17 protein-coding genes are annotated in these 20,006 nt (G+C 67.4%); all 17 read left to right on the top strand.

Features of this window, described 5'->3' with window-relative positions; all coding sequences use genetic code 11:
• Positions 1-51: 51 nt before the first annotated feature.
• The 17 genes from flhB to ACQ5SA_RS00985 all read left to right on the top strand — a co-directional run bounded on the left by flhB (position 52) and on the right by ACQ5SA_RS00985 (position 19,948).
• On the top strand, positions 52-1,182 hold the full coding sequence (flhB, locus tag ACQ5SA_RS01065; RefSeq protein ID WP_230112653.1) for a flagellar biosynthesis protein FlhB: 1,131 nt from the start codon (positions 52-54) through the stop codon (positions 1,180-1,182).
• Positions 1,179-3,281: a flagellar biosynthesis protein FlhA gene (gene flhA / locus ACQ5SA_RS01060; protein ID WP_230112654.1), complete on the top strand. Its 2,103-nt coding sequence runs from the start codon at positions 1,179-1,181 to the stop codon at positions 3,279-3,281. The genes flhB and flhA overlap by 4 nt, the downstream gene beginning before the upstream one ends.
• 145 nt (positions 3,282-3,426) lie before the next feature.
• The gene (gene flhF / locus ACQ5SA_RS01055) at positions 3,427-5,046 is read left to right on the top strand and encodes a flagellar biosynthesis GTPase FlhF (RefSeq protein ID WP_499312118.1); all 1,620 of its coding nucleotides are present in this window, start codon (positions 3,427-3,429) and stop codon (positions 5,044-5,046) included.
• A complete protein-coding gene (locus ACQ5SA_RS01050; protein WP_025878980.1) occupies positions 5,033-5,920 on the top strand; it encodes a MinD/ParA family ATP-binding protein in 888 nt (295 codons plus the stop codon). The genes flhF and ACQ5SA_RS01050 overlap by 14 nt, the downstream gene beginning before the upstream one ends.
• Positions 5,917-6,660, top strand: coding sequence for an RNA polymerase sigma factor FliA (locus ACQ5SA_RS01045; RefSeq protein WP_025878979.1), 744 nt, complete (start codon positions 5,917-5,919; stop codon positions 6,658-6,660). The genes ACQ5SA_RS01050 and ACQ5SA_RS01045 overlap by 4 nt, the downstream gene beginning before the upstream one ends.
• Positions 6,661-6,679: 19 nt before the next feature.
• Complete coding sequence (gene cheY, locus ACQ5SA_RS01040; RefSeq protein WP_005413247.1) at positions 6,680-7,072, top strand: chemotaxis response regulator CheY; 393 nt, start codon at positions 6,680-6,682, stop codon at positions 7,070-7,072.
• Positions 7,072-7,677 carry a protein phosphatase CheZ gene (locus tag ACQ5SA_RS01035; protein ID WP_099818385.1) on the top strand — a complete coding sequence of 202 codons (606 nt, stop codon included), beginning with the start codon at positions 7,072-7,074 and terminating at the stop codon, positions 7,675-7,677. The genes cheY and ACQ5SA_RS01035 overlap by 1 nt, the downstream gene beginning before the upstream one ends.
• A 2-nt stretch (positions 7,678-7,679) precedes the next feature.
• Positions 7,680-9,518 carry a chemotaxis protein CheA gene (locus ACQ5SA_RS01030; protein ID WP_499312116.1) on the top strand — a complete coding sequence of 613 codons (1,839 nt, stop codon included), beginning with the start codon at positions 7,680-7,682 and terminating at the stop codon, positions 9,516-9,518.
• A gap of 125 nt (positions 9,519-9,643) precedes the next feature.
• Positions 9,644-10,384 (top strand): flagellar motor protein, encoded by a 741-nt coding sequence (locus ACQ5SA_RS01025; protein ID WP_394197716.1) that lies wholly within the window; start codon positions 9,644-9,646, stop codon positions 10,382-10,384.
• Between the two features lies 1 nt (position 10,385).
• Positions 10,386-11,399 carry a flagellar motor protein MotD gene (motD, locus tag ACQ5SA_RS01020; protein WP_499312113.1) on the top strand — a complete coding sequence of 338 codons (1,014 nt, stop codon included), beginning with the start codon at positions 10,386-10,388 and terminating at the stop codon, positions 11,397-11,399.
• Between the two features lie 4 nt (positions 11,400-11,403).
• Entirely contained in the window at positions 11,404-12,186 is a 783-nt protein-coding gene (locus ACQ5SA_RS01015; RefSeq protein WP_025878974.1) for a ParA family protein, read from the top strand.
• Complete coding sequence (locus ACQ5SA_RS01010) at positions 12,183-13,553, top strand: chemotaxis protein CheW (protein WP_499312111.1); 1,371 nt, start codon at positions 12,183-12,185, stop codon at positions 13,551-13,553. Before ACQ5SA_RS01015 ends, ACQ5SA_RS01010 begins: the two co-directional genes overlap by 4 nt.
• 84 nt (positions 13,554-13,637) lie before the next feature.
• On the top strand, positions 13,638-13,946 hold the full coding sequence (locus ACQ5SA_RS01005; protein WP_230112661.1) for an STAS domain-containing protein: 309 nt from the start codon (positions 13,638-13,640) through the stop codon (positions 13,944-13,946).
• Complete coding sequence (locus ACQ5SA_RS01000; protein WP_025878971.1) at positions 13,943-14,308, top strand: response regulator; 366 nt, start codon at positions 13,943-13,945, stop codon at positions 14,306-14,308. Before ACQ5SA_RS01005 ends, ACQ5SA_RS01000 begins: the two co-directional genes overlap by 4 nt.
• Before the next feature lie 45 nt (positions 14,309-14,353).
• On the top strand, positions 14,354-16,330 hold the full coding sequence (locus ACQ5SA_RS00995) for a chemotaxis protein CheA (RefSeq protein ID WP_499312108.1): 1,977 nt from the start codon (positions 14,354-14,356) through the stop codon (positions 16,328-16,330).
• Between the two features lie 384 nt (positions 16,331-16,714).
• Positions 16,715-18,961, top strand: a complete 2,247-nt coding sequence (locus tag ACQ5SA_RS00990) for a methyl-accepting chemotaxis protein (RefSeq protein WP_499312106.1) — start codon at positions 16,715-16,717, stop codon at positions 18,959-18,961.
• 213 nt (positions 18,962-19,174) lie between these two features.
• Positions 19,175-19,948 (top strand): flagellar brake protein, encoded by a 774-nt coding sequence (locus tag ACQ5SA_RS00985; RefSeq protein WP_230112664.1) that lies wholly within the window; start codon positions 19,175-19,177, stop codon positions 19,946-19,948.
• The last annotated feature ends 58 nt before the right edge of the window (positions 19,949-20,006 follow it).

Genomic DNA, 20,006 nt, shown 5'->3' with positions numbered 1-20,006 from the left:
CACGGAACGATTCTTGCACGCACCCCGGCATCCCCTGCTGCAGTGCCTGTGATGTCCGAGAACGAATCCGCCGGCGAAAAAACCGAACAACCGACAGAAAAACGCCTGCGCGACGCCCGCGAACAGGGCAACCTGCCGCGCTCGCGTGAACTGGGCACGGCCGCCGTATTCGGCGCCGGGGTGATCGCCGTGATGGCCATGAGCGGCTCGATGGCCAGCGGCGCCAGCGCCTGGATGCGCCATGCACTCAGCCCTGAACAGAGCCTGCGCCAGCACCCGAAGGCCCTGTTCGGCCACTTCGGCGAGCTGCTGCTGCAGCTTATGTGGGTGATCGCACCGCTGGTACTGGTCTGCCTGCTGGCCAGTTTCCTGGCGCCGGTGGTGATGGGCGGCCTGCGCTGGTCGGCCAAGGCAATGATGCCCGACATCAACCGCATGAATCCGATGAGCGGGCTCAAGCGCCTGTACGGCCCCGAAGCCGTGGCCGAGTTCATCAAGTCGCTGCTGCGCGTGGCCTTCGTCGGCGTCGCCGCCGGCATGGTCGTCTGGACCAGCTTCAACACCCTGCGCGGGCTGATCCACCAGCCGCTGGAAACCGCCATCGGCGACGGCCTGGGCTTCACCCTGCGGCTGCTGCTGGCCACCGCCGGCGCAATGCTGGTGCTGGCCGCCATCGACGCGCCGTACCAGCGCTGGAACTGGATGCGCAAGCTGAAGATGACCCGCGAGGAGCTGCGTCGGGAAATGAAGGAAAGCGAAGGCAGCCCGGAAGTGAAGGGCCGCATCCGCCAGCTGCAGCAGCAGATGGCCAACCGCCGGATGATGGAGGCGGTACCCACCGCCGACGTGGTGGTGGTCAACCCGACCCACTATGCGGTGGCGCTGAAGTACGAAGGTGGGGCCATGAATGCGCCCACCGTGGTCGCCCTTGGCGTGGATGAAACCGCCCTGCGCATCCGTGAAGTGGCCGACGGCAACAAGGTCGCCATCGTCTCTGCCCCGCCTTTGGCACGCGCCTTGTATCGGGAAGGCCAACTCGGCAAGGAAATCCCCGTGAGACTGTATTCAGCCGTCGCCCAGGTCCTCTCTTACGTCTACCAGCTGCGCAGCTGGCGGACCGGCCCGATGCCGTCCACGCCACATATCCAGGTTGATGAGTTCGGCAACGGGGGCCGCCCATGAACGCCCAGGCATCCGGCTTCAATACCCGTCGCGCACTTGAGATGATCCGCCAGGGTCTTGGCGCGCCGCTGATCGTGCTGGCCCTGCTGGCCATGGTCGTGGTGCCGCTGGCCGCGCCGGTGCTCGATGCGCTGTTCACCTTCAACATCGCCATCTCGCTGATGGTGCTGCTGGCGGTGGTCTACGTGAAACGCCCGTTGGACTTCACCATCTTCCCGATCGTGCTGCTGATCACCACCATGCTGCGGCTGGCGCTGAACGTGGCCTCCACCCGCGTGATCCTGCTCAATGGCCAGAACGGCCACGAAGCGGCCGGCAAGGTGATCGCCGCGTTCGGCGAATTCGTGATCGGCGGCAACTACGCGGTCGGCATCGTGGTGTTCGCGATCCTGACCATCATCAACTTCGTGGTCATCACCAAGGGCGCCGGCCGCGTCTCGGAAGTGACCGCGCGCTTCATCCTCGACGCCATGCCCGGCAAGCAGATGGCGATCGACGCCGATCTCAACGCCGGTTTGCTGACGCGCGAGGAAGCCAAGCTGCGCCGCGAGGAGGTCCGCGAGGAAGCCGACTTCTACGGCGCAATGGACGGTGCCAGCAAATTCATCCGCGGCGACGCGATCGCCGGCATCCTGATCCTGTTCATCAACATGCTGGGTGGCCTGGCCGTGGGCGTGCTGCAGCATGGCATGCCGTTCGGCGACGCCGCTGCCACCTACACCCTGCTGTCGATCGGTGACGGCCTGGTGGCGCAGCTGCCAGCGCTGCTGGTTTCCAGTGCGGTGGCGATGCTGGTTACCCGTGCCTCGCGCTCGCAGGACATGGCACAGGCAATGACCGGCCAGGTGTTCGGCCAGTACCGTGCGCTGGCCATCACCGCCGGCATCCTCGGCGTGGTCGGCCTGGTGCCGGGCATGCCCAACGTCGCTTTCCTGACGCTGGCCGCGATCCTCGGCTTCATCGCCTGGAAGGTCTACCGCAAGGGCCTGGCACCAGCGCAGGCCGACGCAGCGGCAGGTGAAACCAACGCACTGAACGCGCTGGGGCGCCCCGCTGCCCCCGCACCCACGGCGGAACTGAGCTGGGACGAGCTGCGCCCGGTCGATCCGCTGGGCCTGGAAGTCGGCTATCGATTGATTTCGCTGGTGGACAGCAACCAGGGCGGCGAACTGATGCCGCGCATCAAGGGCGTGCGCCGCAAGCTGACCCAGGACGTCGGTTTCCTGATTCCGTCGGTACACATCCGCGACAACCTGGAATTGCCGGCCAACGGCTACCGGGTACTGGTGCATGGCGTGCCGGTGGCCACCGCCGAAATCCATCCCGACCGCGAACTGGCGCTGGACCCCGGCAGTGCGCTCGGTCCGCTGGAAGGTATCGCCGGCAAGGACCCCGCCTTCGGCCTCGATGCGACCTGGATCCAGCCGCACCAGCGCGCCCAGGCAGAAACCCTGGGCTACACCGTGGTCGACCCGGCCACGGTGGTCGCCACCCATCTTTCGCACCTGATCCGCGAGCACGCGCCGGAACTGCTTGGCCACGAGGAAGTGCAGCACCTGCTGGCCAACCTGGCCAAGAGCGCGCCCAAGCTCGTCGAAGATCTGACGCCGAAGGCGCTGCCGCTGTCGGCGGTGGTGCGCGTGCTGCAGAACCTGCTGATCGAGCGCATTCCGATCCGCCAGCTGCGCAAGATCGCCGAAGCCCTGGTCGAACATGCCCCGCACAGCCAGGATCCAGCCACGCTGACCGCCGCCGTGCGCACCGCGCTGGGCCGCTTCATCGTGCAGGAGATCGCCGGAATGTCGGCGGAGCTGCCGGTGTTCACCCTCAACCCGCAATTGGAACGTGTCTTGCAAGAGTCCACGCAGGGCAACGGCGCCGCGCTGGAACCCGGACTCGCTGAGCGACTGCACCAGAGCCTGGCCGAATGTGTCAGCAAGCAGGAAGCCCGCAACGAGCCCGCGGTCGTGCTGGTACCAGGCCCGGTGCGTGCCGCGCTGGCCCGCCTGGTCCGCCACAGCGTTCCGTCGCTGTCGGTCCTGGCGTACAGCGAGGTGCCGGAGGACAAGCGCCTGAAGCTGGTCGGAACGATCAGCTGACGCCGCCCTGCAACGCGCCAGAAAACAGACACCACTTTCAAACACCCGCAACAGACAGATTCCAAGGGGAACCCGAACCGTGCAGACCACCGACCACCCGCGTTCTCCGACCGCCACTCCGCCGACTTCGTCCCGTGACCACAGCATGAAAATCAAACGATTCGTCGCCGCCGACATGCGCTCGGCCATGAACCTGGTCCGCAAGGAACATGGTCCTGACGCCGTGATCCTGTCCAACCGCCGGATCGAGGAAGGCATCGAGATCGTGGCCGCCGCCAATTACGATGAGAGCGCTGTGCAGCGCGCCCTGGAAGCGTCGCGTCGCGACGTGGCGCCGCCGCCCGCACCGAAGCCGCGCACCGCCGCCGACGCGGTGATCGCCGCGGTCACCCGCCGTCGCAGCAGCATGCCGGCACCGGAGCCGGTGGCAGCCACCACCTCGGCCGTTGCCGCCCTCGCCCGCGCCGCCGTCGGTGCTACCGGCCGCACCCTGGACAGCGCCGACGAGATCGTGCCGACCCGTGGCAGCACCGGCTTCGCCGCTACGCTGGCGCGTGCCGCCGTCAATGAATCGACGCTGCCGGAACAGATCTTCGCCCCGTTCGCCGACGCCATCGTGGCGCCCTCACCGGCCGCAGCCGCGCCGGTGAACCGCGCCCGCTTCCAGATCGATCCGCCGCTGGAAGACAGCGCGCAGCTGCCGGCAGTGTCGCCGCCGCCGTTGCCGGTTGCCATCCAGGCCGCCGTCACGCCCGCGGACGACGCAGCCCACGCACCGGTTGCCGCACAGCCGACAGAGGTTGCACCCGCACCGCTGCCGACCCTGGCGCCGGCGCCGGCGCTGACCCTGGTCGCCGACGACGCCGAGATCCGCCACCTGCGCCAGGAAGTGGCCGGCATGCGCCAGGTGATCGAGCGCGAAATGAACCGCTTCACCGATGAGCGCCTGCGCGGCTGCCCGGTGCGCGCCACCGCGCTGGACCTGATGGACGAGTACGGCTTCGACGCCGGCATCGCCCGCGACGTGGCCATGCAGATTCCGCTGGAAACCGAAGCACATCGCGGCCGCGGCCTGATGCTGGGGCTGATCTCGCGCAAGCTGCCGATCGCTCCGGTCGACCCGATGGAGGAAGGCGGTGTGATCGCCCTGGTCGGCCCGACCGGCGCCGGCAAGACCACCACCATCGCCAAGCTGGCCTCACGCTTCGCCGAAGCCCATGCGGCCCGCGATGTCGCCCTGGTCACGACCGATACGATGCGCATCGGCGCCCGTGAACAGCTGTACGGCTACGGCCGCCAGCTCGGCATCGCGGTGCACGAGGCCAACAGTGGCACCGACCTGGACCAGCTGCTGGAGCGATTGAAGGACTACAAGCTGGTGCTGATCGATACCGCCGGCCTGGGCCCGCGCGACCGTGCGCTGGCCGCCCAGCTGCAGTGGCTGCGCGCCGCCCGCCAGGTCCGCACCCTGCTGGTACTGCCGGCCAACACCAGCTTCGGCGACATGGACGAGGTGGTCCGCCGCTTCGGCGCGGCCAACCTGCAGGGCCTGGTGCTGAGCAAGCTGGACGAAACCGGCCGCTTCGGCAACGCCCTGTCGGTGGCCGTGGACCACAAGCTGCCGATCACCTGGGTGACCGATGGCCAGGACGTCCCGGACGACCTGCACCGGGCCAGTGCAGCCAATCTTGTACTTCGCCTTGAAGATTTGCGCCGCGCGGCCGATATGCCCTGCAACCCGGAGTTGAACCATGCCGTCGCGTGAGTACGCCAAGCTGACCACCACCTTCCCGCTGACGGCGACCCGCAGCGAGCCGCTCGGCCCTGTGCGCACGATTGCCGTGACCGGCGGCAAGGGCGGCGTCGGCAAGACCAACGTGTCGGCCAACCTGGCCGTGGCGCTTGCCGGCATGGGTAAACGCACCCTGTTGCTGGACGCCGACCTGGGCCTGGCCAACATCGACGTGATCCTCGGCCTGAGCCCCACCAATACCCTGGCCGACCTGGTCGCTGGCCGCTGCAGCCTGGATGACGTGATCATCGAAGGCCCGAACGGCGTGCTGGTGGTACCGGCCGCGTCCGGTCGCCGGCACATGGCCGAGCTGGCCCCGGCCGAGCATGTGGGCCTGGTCAACGTGTTCTCCGAACTGGAGCGCGAGCTGGACATCATGGTGGTGGACACCGCCGCCGGCATCACCGATGGCGTACTGACCTTCTGCCAGGCCGCGCAGGACACCGTGGTGGTGGTCTGCGACGAACCGGCCTCGATCACCGACGCCTACGCCCTGATCAAGGTGCTGTCGCGCGAACGTGGCGTGGACCGCATCCAGGTGGTGGCCAACATGGTGCGCGACCCCAACGAAGGCCGCGTGCTGTACGAAAAGCTGACCCGCGTCTGCGAGAAATTCCTCGCCGATGTCTCGCTGAACTACCTCGGCTGCGTGCCGCAGGACGACTGGCTGCGCCTGTCGGTGCAGCGCCAGCAGCCGGTGGTGAAGGCCTATCCGTCCAGCCCGTCGGCACTGGCGATCACCGAGATCGCCCGCCGCACCGCCCGCTGGCAGGCCCCGACCGAGCCGCGCGGTGGCGTTGAGTTCTTCCTCGAACGCATCATCAAGCAGCGTGGGGTGGCCGCATGAAAGGCGCCGCCCAGTACAGAGAGGTCCAGCGCACGGCGGCCAACGAGGTCATCGCCCAGCACTCGGACCTGGTGCGGCGCATCGCCCACCATCTGGCCGCACGCCTGCCGGCCAGCGTTGAAGTGGACGACCTGATCCAGGCCGGCATGATGGGCCTGATCGAAGCGTCGCGCAGCTACGACGCCGACCAGGGCGCCTCGTTCGAGACCTACGCCTCGATCCGCATCCGCGGTTCGATGATCGATGAGATCCGCCGTGGCGACTGGGTGCCGCGTTCGGTGCACCGCCGTGCCCGCGACGCCGCTGCCACCATCCGTCGCCTGGAGCAGAGCACCGGTCGCGCTGCCAGCGCCACCGAAGTGGCTGCCGCGATGGAGATGCCGCTGCCCGAGTACCTGCGCCTGATGGAGGATGCCTCGCGCGGCCAGGTGCTGAGCCTGGAGTCGCGCATTGAAGACCAGGGCGAACTGGACACCGTCGCCCAGGGCGGCCCGACCCCGCAGCAGGTACTTGAGCGCGGCGAGTTCGGTCGTGAGCTGGGCAACGCCATCGGCCACCTGCCCGAGCGCGAACAGCTGGTGCTGTCGCTCTATTACGAGCAGGAACTGAACCTGAAAGAGATCGGCGCAGTGCTCGGCGTGAGCGAGTCGCGGGTCTGCCAGATCCACGGCCAGGCGGTCCTGCGCCTGCGTGGCCGACTGAAGATTTTCGAGGCGGCCGACGCCGGCCTCGAGAGCTGATCAACAAAGGAACTCTGCTTTGAACAAGAACATGCGCATCCTGATCGTCGACGATTTCTCGACCATGCGTCGTATCGTCAAGAACCTGCTGGGCGATCTGGGCTTCACCAATACCGCCGAAGCCGAGGACGGGCATGCCGCGCTGTCGTTGCTGCAGAGCCAGCCGTTCGACTTCGTGGTCACCGACTGGAACATGCCGGTGATGACCGGCATCGAACTGCTGAAGGCGATCCGTGCCGATGCCAAGCTGAAGACCCTGCCGGTGCTGATGGTGACTGCCGAAGCCAAGCGCGAGCAGATCATCGAAGCGGCGCAGAACGGCGTGAACGGTTACATCATCAAGCCGTTCACCGCACAGACGCTGGAAGAGAAGCTCGGCAAGATCTTCGAACGCCTGGCGGCCAGCGCTTGATGGACACCACGGTCGACAAGAGCGCCCTTGCCCTGCGCCTGCAGGAAGCCCTGGACGCACTGGAATCCGGCGACGAAGCGGCCTGGCGCCAGCGCATCGACGGCCTGGTCGCGCTGCGTACCCAGCCGATGATGAGCGGCCTTTCGCGGCTGGCCCGCGAGCTGGGCCAGGCGCTGGGTGAACTGCCGACCGTGCCCGATGAAGCCGGCGAGCTGGACGACGCCTGCGCGCGCCTGGACCATGTGGTGGCGATGACCGAACAGGCCACCCACCGCACCCTGGACCTGGCAGAAGAATGCCGCAACCTGACCGAACAGCTGCGCGCCGATGGCCTGCAGCCGGGTCAGGACGTGCAGCTGGACCGCATCCGCCACAACCTCACCGAGATTGCCCTGACCCAGAGCTACCAGGACCTGACCGGACAGATCATCCGGCGCGTGGTGGGCATCGTCCGCCGCGTGCACGAAGGCTTCGGCGCGCTCGGCCTGCCGCCGGAACAGCATCGCACCGACCCGGAACTCGCCGGGCCGGCACTGAAAGGGCTGGACCGCCATGCGGTCTCGCAGAACGACGCCGACGACCTGTTGTCGGATCTGGGGCTGTAACCATGGGCGCGGTAGCCGACGACATCACTGCCGATTTCATCATCGAGGCCCAGGAAATCCTGGATCGCCTCGGCGAACAGCTGGTGTCGCTGGAACAGGCACCGCAGGACAATGAACAGCTCAACGCGGTGTTCCGTGGCTACCACACGCTGAAAGGCGGCGCAGGTTTCCTCGGCATCACCGCGATGGTCGAACTGTGCCACGCCGCCGAAGAGGCGCTGGGTGCCGCACGTGCCGGCCAGGCCGTATTGCAGGCCCATCACTTCGATGCCGCCCAGCAATCACTGGACTACCTGCAGTCGATGCTCGACGCGGTGTCATCGGGTACCGAGCCGGGCTTTGCCCCGCCCGAACTGGTGGCCCAGTTCGACGTGCATGGCGGTGGTGCGGCTGCCCCCTCGGCCGCGACGCCGGGTGCAGGCGGTGGTGACCTGATCACCGACGACGAATTCGAGGCCCTGCTCGACCAGCTGCACGGCGGCAAGGCGCCGGCACCCGTGGCGGCGGCGAAGAAAGCCGACGACATGATCAGCGAAGACGAGTTCGAGGCGCTGCTGGATCAGCTGCATGGCGGCGCCGCCCCGGGCAGCCACGCCACCGCAGCGATTGCTGCCGTACCGGCACCGCGACCGGCACCCTCGCCGGCGCCGCCAGCGGCCAAGCCCGCACCCAACAAGCCCGTCGCCGAAGCCGAACACACCGTGCGCGTGGATACCAAGCGCCTGGATGCCATCGTCAACCTGATCGGCGAGCTGGTGCTGTCACGAAACCGGTTGAAGACGCTGCGCACCCGCCTGCGCGATGAAGAGCTGGACCGCGCGGTGTCCACGTTGGATATCGCTACCGCGCGCCTGCAGTCGGCAGTGATGCGCACCCGCATGCAGCCGGTCGGCAAGGTGTTCTCGCGCTTCCCGAAGGTGGCGCGCGACGTTGCGCGTTCGCTGAAGAAGGAAGTGGACCTGGAACTGATCGGCGCCGAGACCGAGCTCGACCGCAACCTGGTCGAAGCGCTGGCGGACCCGCTGGTGCACCTGGTCCGCAACGCCATCGACCATGGCGTGGAAATGCCTGACCTGCGCGAAGCACAGGGCAAGCCGCGGATGGGCCACGTGCGCCTGTCGGCGCAGCAGGAAGGTGACTACGTCAGCATCGAAGTGCAGGACGACGGTGCCGGCATCGATCCGGAAAAGCTGCGCGCCAAAGCGCGCGAGAAGGGCCTGATCGATCCGGAAGCCGCCGCCCGCCTGAGCAGCGAGGAATGCCTGCACCTGGTATTCCTGCCGGGCTTCTCGACCAAGCAGCAGGTGACTGATATCTCCGGCCGCGGCGTCGGCATGGACGTGGTGCAGTCACGCATCCGCGAACTGAGCGGGCAGATCCAGATCCAGTCGGAACTGGGCCGCGGCAGCCGCTTCATGATCCGCGTACCACTGACTCTGGCAATCCTGCCGACCCTGCTGGTGCAGGCGGGCGAAGACGTCTACGCGCTGCCGCTGGCCCGCGTAATGGAAGTGCTGCACGCACCGCGCACCTCGCTGGGCTGGTTCGACGGCCGCGCCGTGCTTGACCGACGCTCGCACACGCTGGCGCTGGTCGACCTGCGGCAATGGCTGGATGTGACGCCGGCCGCCTCGCCCCTGCTGACCATCGTCGTACTGCAGGCCGGTGAAGCACGCTTCGGGCTGGTGGTCGACCAGGTGCGCGGGCGCGAGGAAGTGGTCATCAAGCCATTGCCCAAAGCCCTGCGCGGCCTGCGTGGTTACGCCGGTGCAACCTTGATCGGCGATGGTCGCATGGCGCTGATCCTGGATGTGGACGGACTGCGCAGCCCACACGACTGACCCGATTCCTGAACGCGACACGCAATAGCGCCGGGCCCGCCCGGCGACACAGGAAACTGTGAACTCCGTTACACCAGCTTCTCCCGGTGTCTCAAGTCCCATTCATACAAGCCGATACCGGACCCATGGATAGACTCAGCCTCATTGGACTTTTCCTCGCCCTGGCCTCACTGGTCGGCGGCAGCATCCTCAAAGGCGCCGGCCTGGCGTCGTTGTGGTCGCCTGCGGCGTTTGTGATCGTCATCGTCGGCACCATCGCCGCCATCCTGCTGCATACCGCGCCGGCGGTGTTCAAGCATGCGTTCAAGATCGTGCGCTGGGTCGTGCGCCCGCCGCACAGCGACCGTCGCGAACTGATCCAGCAGATCGTGGAATGGAGCAACATCGCCCGCCGCCAAGGCCTGCTCGGCCTGGAATCGCAGGTGGAAGCGCAGCGTGATCCGTTCCTGCGCAAGGGGCTGCAACTGCTGGTGGACGGCGTTGAACCCGAATCGATCCGGCACATGCTGGAAATCGAACTCGGCAGCCAGGAACACCAGGACCAGGCCGGCGCCAAGGTATTTGAGGCCATGGGCATCTACGCGCCCACGCTGGGCATCATCGGCGCCGTGCTCGGCCTGATCGCGGTGATGAAGAACCTCGCCGATCCGAGCAAGCTCGGCCACGGCATCGCCGCCGCGTTCACCGCAACCATCTACGGCATCGCCTCAGCCAACCTGCTGTTCCTGCCTATCGCCGCCAAGCTGAAGGGCGTGATCGCCCATTCCAGCCGCGACCGTGAAATGGTCATCGAAGGCCTGATCTCGATCGCCCAAGGCGAGAACCCGCGCAACATCGAAACCAACCTCTCCGGCTTCCTGCACTGACATGGCCCGCCGCAAGCACCACGAAGAGCACGCCAACCACGAAGCATGGGCCATCCCCTATGCCGACCTGATGACGCTGCTGCTCGCCTTTTTCGTGGTCATGTACGCGATCTCCTCGGTCAACGAGGGCAAGTACCGGATCATGGCTGACGCCCTCACCGATGCCTTCGGTGGTGCGCCGCGCACCATCAATCCGGTGCAGGTCGGCAACAAGCAGGTGCAGGGCGGCGGCTGGGACAGCCCGTCGGTGATCAAGTCCGGCACCAAGATCGGGCCGTCTGCTCCGGCGCCGTCGCACGACCCCACCCTGCTGCCGGCGATGGCCTCGCAGATGCGCATGCCGGTGTCGGTGCACAACCAGGAGCAGATCGCGCGGGCCGAGCGCCAGCTCAACAGCATCGCCGACCGCCTGACCGCTGCGCTGGCGCCGTTGATCGACCGCGGCATGATCAGTGTGCGCCGCACCGAACTGTGGATCGAAGTCGAGATCAACAGCGACATCCTGTTCCCGACCGGCTCGGCAGCGCTGGACGTGCATGCGCGCGACACCTTGGCCAGCCTGGCCGGTGTGCTGCGCGACGTGCCCAACAGCGTGCGCGTGGAAGGCCACACCGACAACGTGCCGATTGCCACCGCCACCTTCCCGTCCAACTGGGAACTGTCGGCCGGGCGCGCGGCCAGCGTTGTGCATCTGTTTGCCGACCAGGGCCTGCAGCCATCGCGGCTGGCGATGGTCGGCTACGGCCAGTTCCGCCCCCGCGAAGAGAATGACAGTGCGCAGGGACGCAATCGCAACCGGCGGGTGATGGTCATCATCCTGGCCGACACCAGTCATTCGGTGGACCCGCTGGGCGAACGCCTGAATGCCGCCACCGGGGCCAGCCGCAGCGCCAGCGAACAGGCCGCCGCAGCGCCGGCCACCACCCCCACTTCCCCCATCGCACCGGTGCAGTTGCCACCGGTGCCGGCTGGCAGCCGTGTCGGCGCCGCCGTTCCCCCGGCAATGAAGGAGTAATCCGATGCGCATCTGGGCAGTCGCCAACCAGAAGGGCGGAGTCGGCAAGACCACCACCACCCTCGCCCTCGGTCGCGGCCTGGCCGCGCTCGGCCACCGCGTGCTGCTGATCGATCTCGATCCGCATGCCTCGCTGACCCGCGCCTTCGGCGTACCGATCGAACCGGCACCGGCCGGTGTGCTGGAACTGTTCGGCGCACCACCGGCCGACCTGTCCACGCTCAGCCACGCCAGCAACATCGGCGGGCTCGATTACGTGTGCGCGCAGGCCTCGCTGGCCACACTGGAACGGCGCAGCGCCAACCAGCCCGGTCTCGGCCTGGCACTGCAGAATGCCCTCGCCCGCCACCAGGGTCAGCATGACTACATCCTGCTGGACTGCGCACCGACCTTGGGCCTGCTGATGATCAACGCGCTGGCCGCGGCCGATCGCCTGATCATCCCCACCCAGGCCGAGCCGCTGGCTCTGCATGGCCTGGATGGCATGGTCCGCACCGGTGAGATGGTCGAGCGTTCGCGCCGCCGCCCGCTGCCGATCTCGATCCTGCCGACGCTGTTCGACCGCCGCACCCGCACCGGCAATGAATCGCTGCGCGCGATGCAGGACCGCCACGCAAGCCGCGTCTGGGAAGATGCGATTCCGATCGATACCCGCATCAGCAATGCGGCCGGCCTGACCCTGCCAAGCATCGGCGAGGACTACCCGGGTCGTGGCCTGGCGGCCTATCGACGCGCGTTGAACTGGATCCTCGGTGAGGACGCACGCGCGCTGGAGCAGGCGGCATGAACACCACCGGCATGCTGGACGACTATCTGGACGAGCTGCTCGGCGACATTGCCGTCGCACCGGTCGCGGCTGATGCCGCGCCACGTCCTGTCAGCGCAGCGACCGACGCCCAGCGCGAGCCGACCTGGGACGATCTGCCGGCTGAAGTGATCTACGAAACCGACACCGTCGCGGCCGCCCCGGCCAGTGACGATGCTTCCCTCGAAGCCGCCTTTGACGCCGCTACCGCACCTGCGGCCGACGCCGAACGTGAGCCGACCTGGGATGATCTGCCGGCTGAAGTGATCTATGAAACCGACATCGTCGCGGCCGCCCCGGCCAGTGACGATGCTTCTCTCGAGGCCGCCTTCGACGTCGCTGCCGCACCTGCGGCCGACACCGAACGCGAGCCGACCTGGGATGATCTGCCGGCCGAAGTGATCTACGAAACCGGCACCGTCGCGGCTGCCCCGGCCAGCGACGATGCGTCCCTCGAAGCCGCCTTCGACGCCGCTACCGCACCTGCGGCCGACACCGAACGCGAGCCGACCTGGGATGATCTGCCGGCTGAAGTGGTCCATGAAACCGCGCCCGTGGCCGCTGCCCCTGTCGTACCGCCCGCGCCGGAACCCACCTGGGATGACCTGCCGGACGAAGTGATCTACGAAACCGACGCCGCTGACAGCCTCGCGCACACCGACAGCCCGGGATTGCAGGCCGCGTTCGAAGCCGCCGCCGACGGCGAGGTGGTTCCTGCCGTCGCAGCACCGACGGTTGCCAAGGCCCCAGCGCGCCCCGCACCGGCACCGGCAACGATGCCGTCGATGGCCCGCGCCGCCGTAGCGCCGCCGCCACGGATCGCGGTGGACACCCCATCAGACAACCGCCCCGGCACCTGGCAGGAGCTGCAGGCCCAGGCGCATCGGCCCGCCAGCAGCCCGCATCCGCAGAGCCGCCGTGCCGGCGAACGCACCTCGCGTTGGCTGCGCCTGCGCTGCGGCACCCAGGCCTACGCGCTGGAGCTGCTGAAAGTGCAGGAAGTGGTGCTGCCGGTGCCGCTGCTGCCCTTGCGCGGCACTGCCCCGGAAATGCTCGGCATCATGAACCTGCGTGGCCAGGTGGTGCCGGTGATGGATCTCGGCCTGCACCTTGGCGCGGCCTCTGCCGAGGATGACGCGCAGACCCGCATTGTCGTGCTTGAAGAGAACGGCGAGACCCTGGGCCTGCGCGTGTCCGCCGTGGAGGACGTCGCCAACCTGACCGACTCGCAGATCGAACCGCCCGATACCGCCCGCATCTGCCAGATCTCCAATGAACTGTTCCGTGGCGTGGCCCGCATCAGCCAGCGGCCGATGATCCTGCTCGACGCCACGCAGCTGCTGGGGTGAATCGACGCTCCGCGTCGATACCTCCCCTAAAGAACTGTCCCGCGGTGCCGTTATGAATGCTGGAACCGTTTGTCCGGAGCAACGATGAGCACTGTCGAACTGGGTGAGGATCTCGGCATCGAGAGCAGCACCGAGCTCAAGAACCGCCTTTCGCCCTTGGTGGCGGAAGCAGGCGACCTCACCCTGGATGCAAGCCAGGTCGGTCGCATCCACACCGCCAGCGTGCAGGTGCTGTGTGCCTTCGTGCAGGCCCGCCGCGAGGCAGGCCTGGGCACTGGCTTCCACGGTTGCACTGCAACCTTCCGTGACGCTGCACGCCTGTTGGGCGTCACCCAGGCCCTGGGCCTGGACGTACCCCATGACAACCTGAAATCTGTGGAGAACGCTGCATGAGCGCACGTATCTTGGTGGTGGACGATTCGGCGTCAATGCGCCAGATGGTTTCCTTCGCCCTCACCTCGGCCGGTTTTGCCGTCGAAGAAGCTGAAGACGGCGCGGTCGCGCTCGGACGTGCCAAGGGCCAGCGCTTCAACGCGGTGGTCACCGACGTCAACATGCCGAACATGGACGGCATCGCGCTGATCCGCGAACTGCGCCAGCTGCCCGACTACAAGTTCACGCCGATGCTGATGTTGACCACCGAATCGGCCGCGGACAAGAAGTCCGAAGGCAAGGCCGCCGGTGCCACTGGTTGGCTGGTCAAGCCGTTCAATCCCGAACAGCTGGTCGCCACCGTGCAGAAAGTGCTGGGCTGATCGCCCCGTACTGCTCCCCCTCTTCGCTTCCGGATCGCCACTGCCATGAGCATGGACCTGCAACGCTTCCACGCCACTTTCTTCGAGGAGAGCCGCGAAGGCCTCGACGCCATGGAGGCTGGCCTGCTGGCCCTGGAATCGGGACAACAGGACGCGGAGATCATCAACTCGGTGTTCCGTGCCGCCCACTCCATCAAGGGCGGCGCGGGCACGTTCGGCTTCGATGCCATCGCCGGGCTGACCCACGTGCTGGAGACGCTGCTGGATGAGCTGCGTGCCGGCAAGCGCGCACTGGAAGGCAACGCCGTCGATGCGATGCTGTCGTCGGTGGACGTACTGCGCGCCCTGTTGCGCGAGGCCGAGCACGGCCAGCCCGCCGATCCCGCAGCGGTTGCTGCGGTGAAGGCGCGACTGGAATCGGTGCTGTCCGGCCAGGCGCCCGCCGCCGCTGCACCCGCTGCCGCCAGCCAGGTCGACGACACGCCGGAAGCCTGGCAGATCGGCTTCGCCCCGGCGCCGTCGCTGTTCATGAGCGGCAACGACCCGCTGCGCATCATCCGCGAACTGGAACACCTGGGTTCGCTGCAGGTGGCCGCGCGCATGGATCGCCTGCCCGGCTTTGCCCAGCTCGACCCGCTCGAAGCCCACCTTGCGTGGGACCTGGGCCTGGTCGGCAAGGTGCCGCGCAGCAAGATCGAAGATACCTTCGCCTGGGTGCTGGACGACTGCGAACTGGACATCCGTCCGGCCGCACCGCCAAGCCTGGCCACGCAGGCACCGACTGCCGCGCCAGTGGCCGCCGCGCCTGCCGCTGCCGCACCGACGGCCAGCACCGGCGCCAGCCAGGAAGCGGAAACCTCCATCCGCGTCAGCGTCGACAAGGTCGATGCGCTGATCAACCTGGTTGGCGAACTGGTCATCACCCAGGCCATGCTCAAGCAGGTCTCGCACGCGCTGGATCCGGTCCATGCCGAGAGCCTGTTCGCCGGCCTGGACCTGCTTGAACGCAATACCCGCGACCTGCAGGAAGCGGTGATCGGCGTGCGCATGCTGCCGGTCGATGCGGTGTTCCGCCGCTTCCCGCGCCTGGTCCGCGACCTGTCCGGGCGCCTTGGCAAGCACGTGCGCCTGCGCACAATCGGCGAAGGCACCGAGCTGGACAAGGGCCTGATCGAGAAGATCGCCGATCCGCTGGTGCATCTGGTCCGCAACTCGATCGACCACGGCCTGGAAATGCCGGACGTGCGTCGCGATGCCGGCAAGGACGAGACCGGCACGATCACCCTGGCCGCCTCGCACCAGGGCGGCCATATCGTCATCGAAGTCAGCGACGACGGCCGCGGCCTGAACCGCGAGAAGATCCTGGCCAAGGCGCACGAACGCGGCCTGGCCGTGCCGGACAACCCCACCGATTCGCAGGTCTGGGACCTGATCTTCCAGCCCGGCTTCTCCACCGCCGACGCGGTCACCGACCTGTCCGGCCGCGGCGTGGGCATGGACGTGGTCCGCCGCAACATCCAGGCGCTGGGTGGCGAAGTGCAGATTGAAAGTGGCCTCGGCACCGGCACCCGTACGCTGATCCGGCTGCCACTGACACTGGCCATCCTCGACGGCATGACCGTGGCGGTGGCCGGCGAAACCCTGATCCTGCCGCTGGCCTACGTGCTTGAAGCACTGCAGCCGCAGCCCGACGACATCCGCAGCATGGCCGGCGAAGGCCGCGTGCTGCGCGTGCGTGGCGAATACCTGCCGATCCTGTCGCTGAGCGAATACTACGGCTATGGCCAGCGCGCCCCCGGCAGCGAATCGCTGGTGGTGGTGGTGGAAGGCGATGGCCAGAAGATCGCGCTGGAAGTGGACGAACTGGTCGGCCAGCAGCAGGTCGTGGTGAAGAACATCGAGAACAACTATCGCCGCATCGGCGGTGTCTCCGGCGCCACCATCCTCGGCGACGGCCGCGTCGCCCTGATCGTCGACATCGGTGGTCTGGTGCGTTCGCTGCGGGTGCCGCAGGCCGCCTGAGCCGCTCCACGCGCTGTGCCTGACCGCCGCCCTCCGGGGCGGCGGTTTTTGTTTGCGCGCGTGCACCACGACGTCCCCGCTCGAGCCTCACAGGGCTGCGCGGTCCACTGTGAACTCCGTCAACCTGCACTGTGACGTCCATCGCCCGCATGGTTTCGCCTGAAACCACGCTATCGATGCGCAAGCCCCGCCATAGCGTGCTTTGCGTTGCATCTCCCTACGCCAGCGAATGTGACATAGGTCCATAAAGTCCGTCGCACAGGCGCCGCTATCTCGACATGACGGCAATCACCGAACCCCCACCCGGCACGACCGTTCCCTCCTGCAACGACCTTTTGCCAGCGGTTTCGCCGCCGGTATTCTGCCCACCTTGGAGCACCCTGCATGAAGTGGTTCCACGATCTGCCCATCGCCCGCAAGCTGGCTGTGGGATTCACCCTGACCACCCTGATGACCGTCGTGCTGGGTGCGTTCGCCCTGGTCCGCCTGTCCGAAGCCAACGCGCAGCTCAGCGCCATGGCCTCCAACGATATTCCGTCGGTGCAGTACCTCGGCGAAGTGCGTTCGCAGCTGGGTGAATTCCGCACCTACGAACTGGCCCAACTGAGCATGCTGGACCAGCCGGAGAAGGTGGCCGACTACAACAAGCGCATGAACGACACCGCCAAGGTGGTGCGCGAACAGTTGGCGGCCTACGCCGCGCTGCCGGCCGGGGCCAAGGAGCGCGCGCTGTACCAGGCCGTGCAGGCCGACATCGATGGTTACTTCGCCGCCAATACCAAACTGCGCGAAGCCGCCACTGCGGGTGATGGCGAGGTGGCCAGGCAGATCTCCGACGAACAGTCGCGCCCGCTGCGCCGCAAGGCCTTCGAAGACCTCAAGGCACTGGGCGCCTACAGCAGCTCGCTGATGCAGGGCAAGATCGACGATGCCAACGCGACCCACCGCAACAGCATGCTGGCCATCATCGCCGCCATCGTGCTACTGGTCGTGGTCGCCGCCACGCTGGCCGTGGTCATCTCGCGCGCCGTGGTTGGCCCGCTGGGCAAGGCCGTGCAGGCCATCCAGGCTGTCGCCCGCGGCGACCTCAGCGTCACCACCCAGGCCACCGGCAAGGATGAAGCCGGGCGCATGCTGGCAGCCACCGCAGAGATGACCGCGATGCTGCGTCGCTTCTCCGAGCAGACCCAGCTGATGGCACAGATGCATGCCGGTCCCGATATCAGCCACCGCATTCCGGAAGATTTCCCGGGCGTCTATGGCCAACTCGCCGGTGGCATCAACACGGTGATCTTCGAACACCTCGATGCGATCCGTGATGCCATCGACGTGCTCAACCAGTACGCCACCGGCAACCTCGCCCCCGATGCACGCCGCTTGCCCGGCAGCCGCGCGATCCTGCACGAATCGATGGATGCGGCCAAGGCCAGCCTGCTGGCGATCAACACGCAGATCCAGCAGTTGGCATCGTCCGCCGCCGCCGGCGATTTCAGCCAGCGCGGCGACGCGCAGCGCTTCGATCACGATTTCCGCGTGATGATCGAGCAGCTGAACAGCATGATGCAGGTGGCCGACGGCAACCTGGGCCAGCTGTCGCAGCTGCTGCAGGCCATCGCTGCAGGCGACCTGACCGCACGCATGGACGGCCAGTTCCACGGCGTGTTCGCCCGCATGCGCGATGATGCCAACACCACGGTCGCCCAGCTGACCCAGATCGTCAGCCAGATCCAGGCCAGCACCTCGAGCATCACCCTGGCCGCAGGCGAAATCGCCTCGGGCAACAGCGACCTGTCGCGCCGTACCGAACAGCAGGCGGCCAATCTGGAAGAAACCGCCGCTTCGATGGAGGAACTGACCTCCACCGTGCGCCAGAACGCCGAGCACGCGCGCCAGGCCAACCAGCTCGCCATCGGTGCGCACGGCGTTGCCTCGCAGGGTGGCGAAGTGGTCGGCCAGGTGGTCATCACCATGTCGGCCATCGAAGCGTCCTCGAAGAAGATCGCCGAGATCATCTCGGTCATCGACGGCATCGCCTTCCAGACCAACATCCTGGCACTGAACGCGGCAGTCGAAGCCGCCCGTGCCGGCGAACAGGGCCGTGGCTTCGCCGTGGTCGCCAGCGAAGTGCGTACCCTCGCCCAGCGTTCGGCCGCCGCCGCCAAGGAGATCAAGGGCCTGATCGACGAATCGGTCGGCAAGGTCGCCGAAGGCTCCAGCCTGGTGCACCAGGCCGGCAGCACCATGGGCGAGATCGTCGCTTCGGTGCAGCGCGTCACCGACATCATGGCCGAGATCTCCGCTGCCTCGCAGGAACAGTCCGCCGGCATCGAGCAGGTCAACCAGACCGTGGTGCAGATGGACGAAACCACCCAGCAGAACGCCGCGCTGGTGGAAGAAGCCACTGCTGCTGCCCGGGCGATGGAAGACCAGGCTGCGCAGCTGGGCGAAGCCGTTGCACGCTTCCGCCTGGCCGCACCGAGTACAGGCAACGCGATGCCACGTGCAGCGATGGCCACAGCCGGCAGTGCCCCGCGCAAAGCGGCGCACGCCCCCATCGCCACGCCATCGCGCGTGCGCAAGCCCGTTGCGCAGCCGGCGCTGGCCGGCGACGGCGACTGGCAGGAGTTCTGATAGCAGCATCGGGGTGGCGCCACGCCACCCCGTTATCGGACAGGTAGTGCCGGGCCATGCCCGGCCCCAGCCTCGAGCTTGCCCGGCGACTCGTGGCGTGGCACAACAGGGCAGTCGAGCACGTTCGGTGCTACATAAATCCGCAACGCAGCCGATACTTCTTTAGAGCCACGCGGCCACACGCGTTGGCGCCCGCCCCTGACCACAGATTCCATGTCCGACGGCCACGACACTGCACTGCCCGAAGTCCACGCGGCCGACGCCGCCGACGACCGCTTTCTGGTCCGCAATCCCCGCCAGGTGCGGCAGCTGCTGCGTTCCCTGATCGAGCAGCGATCACTGATCAACGCCCATATCGACGGCCGCGATCGCTCTTTCCCGACCGCCCTGTTGGACCTGGACGAGGACGATGACGTGCTGCTGCTCGATGGCAGCCCGCAGGAGGCCTCCAACCGCGCCGCCGAACAGGCCGACCACCTGCTCTGCTTCGCCCAGCTGGAACGGGTGATGGTGCGTTTCCGCCTGCACGAACTGCAGCGCGTGGACAACGAAGGCCATGTCGCCTTCCGGGCACCGTTCCCCGAGGAGCTGGTGCATCTGCAGCGGCGTGAACTGTACCGGCTGGAGACCCCCATCACCGATTCACCGCACCTGCTGCTGCCACCGGGCGAGGCCCAGGCCGACGCGCTGTCGATGCGGGTGGTGGACATCAGTGGCGGCGGCCTGGCGGTGACCGTGCCCGTCGATTGCGCGATCTTCAGCCTGCAGCAGCGCTACCGCGCGCAGCTGTCGATGCCCGATGGGCCGGATCTGCAGATCGAACTTGTGGTCTGCAACCTGCTGCCGCAACGCCTGCCCAACGGCACCGAGGTCAAGCGCGTCGGCATGCGCTTCGACGAACTGCCACGCGGCGGCGACAGCGCCATCCAGCGCTACATCTTCCGCATCGACCGCCAGCGCAAGGCACGCCGCAACGGCGAGCTCTGACATCTGCCGGCCAGCGGCCGGCACTACCCAGGCAGTAGTGCCGGCCGCTGGCCGGCAA

Origin of the sequence: Stenotrophomonas indicatrix, assembly GCF_050573115.1 — a bacterium.
Lineage (GTDB): Bacteria > Pseudomonadota > Gammaproteobacteria > Xanthomonadales > Xanthomonadaceae > Stenotrophomonas > Stenotrophomonas lactitubi_A.
The sequence above is the reverse complement of the archived record's forward strand: the minus strand, read 5'-3'. Positions and strand labels throughout refer to the sequence as shown.

Bases quoted from the DNA above. Each gene is read 5' to 3' on its own strand.
- ACQ5SA_RS00995 (WP_499312108.1), top strand. From the start codon at position 14,354: ATGAGCATGGACCTGCAACGCTTCCACGCCACTTTCTTCGAGGAGAGC.
- ACQ5SA_RS01045 (WP_025878979.1), top strand. From the start codon at position 5,917: ATGAAAGGCGCCGCCCAGTACAGAGAGGTCCAGCGCACGGCGGCCAAC.
- motD (WP_499312113.1), top strand. From the start codon at position 10,386: ATGGCCCGCCGCAAGCACCACGAAGAGCACGCCAACCACGAAGCATGG.
- flhB (WP_230112653.1), top strand. From the start codon at position 52: ATGTCCGAGAACGAATCCGCCGGCGAAAAAACCGAACAACCGACAGAA.
- ACQ5SA_RS00990 (WP_499312106.1), top strand. From the start codon at position 16,715: ATGAAGTGGTTCCACGATCTGCCCATCGCCCGCAAGCTGGCTGTGGGA.
- ACQ5SA_RS01005 (WP_230112661.1), top strand. From the start codon at position 13,638: ATGAGCACTGTCGAACTGGGTGAGGATCTCGGCATCGAGAGCAGCACC.
- ACQ5SA_RS01025 (WP_394197716.1), top strand. From the start codon at position 9,644: ATGGATAGACTCAGCCTCATTGGACTTTTCCTCGCCCTGGCCTCACTG.
- ACQ5SA_RS01035 (WP_099818385.1), top strand. From the start codon at position 7,072: ATGGACACCACGGTCGACAAGAGCGCCCTTGCCCTGCGCCTGCAGGAA.
- ACQ5SA_RS01015 (WP_025878974.1), top strand. From the start codon at position 11,404: ATGCGCATCTGGGCAGTCGCCAACCAGAAGGGCGGAGTCGGCAAGACC.
- flhF (WP_499312118.1), top strand. From the start codon at position 3,427: ATGAAAATCAAACGATTCGTCGCCGCCGACATGCGCTCGGCCATGAAC.
- ACQ5SA_RS00985 (WP_230112664.1), top strand. From the start codon at position 19,175: ATGTCCGACGGCCACGACACTGCACTGCCCGAAGTCCACGCGGCCGAC.
- ACQ5SA_RS01050 (WP_025878980.1), top strand. From the start codon at position 5,033: ATGCCGTCGCGTGAGTACGCCAAGCTGACCACCACCTTCCCGCTGACG.
- ACQ5SA_RS01000 (WP_025878971.1), top strand. From the start codon at position 13,943: ATGAGCGCACGTATCTTGGTGGTGGACGATTCGGCGTCAATGCGCCAG.
- flhA (WP_230112654.1), top strand. From the start codon at position 1,179: ATGAACGCCCAGGCATCCGGCTTCAATACCCGTCGCGCACTTGAGATG.
- ACQ5SA_RS01010 (WP_499312111.1), top strand. From the start codon at position 12,183: ATGAACACCACCGGCATGCTGGACGACTATCTGGACGAGCTGCTCGGC.
- ACQ5SA_RS01030 (WP_499312116.1), top strand. From the start codon at position 7,680: ATGGGCGCGGTAGCCGACGACATCACTGCCGATTTCATCATCGAGGCC.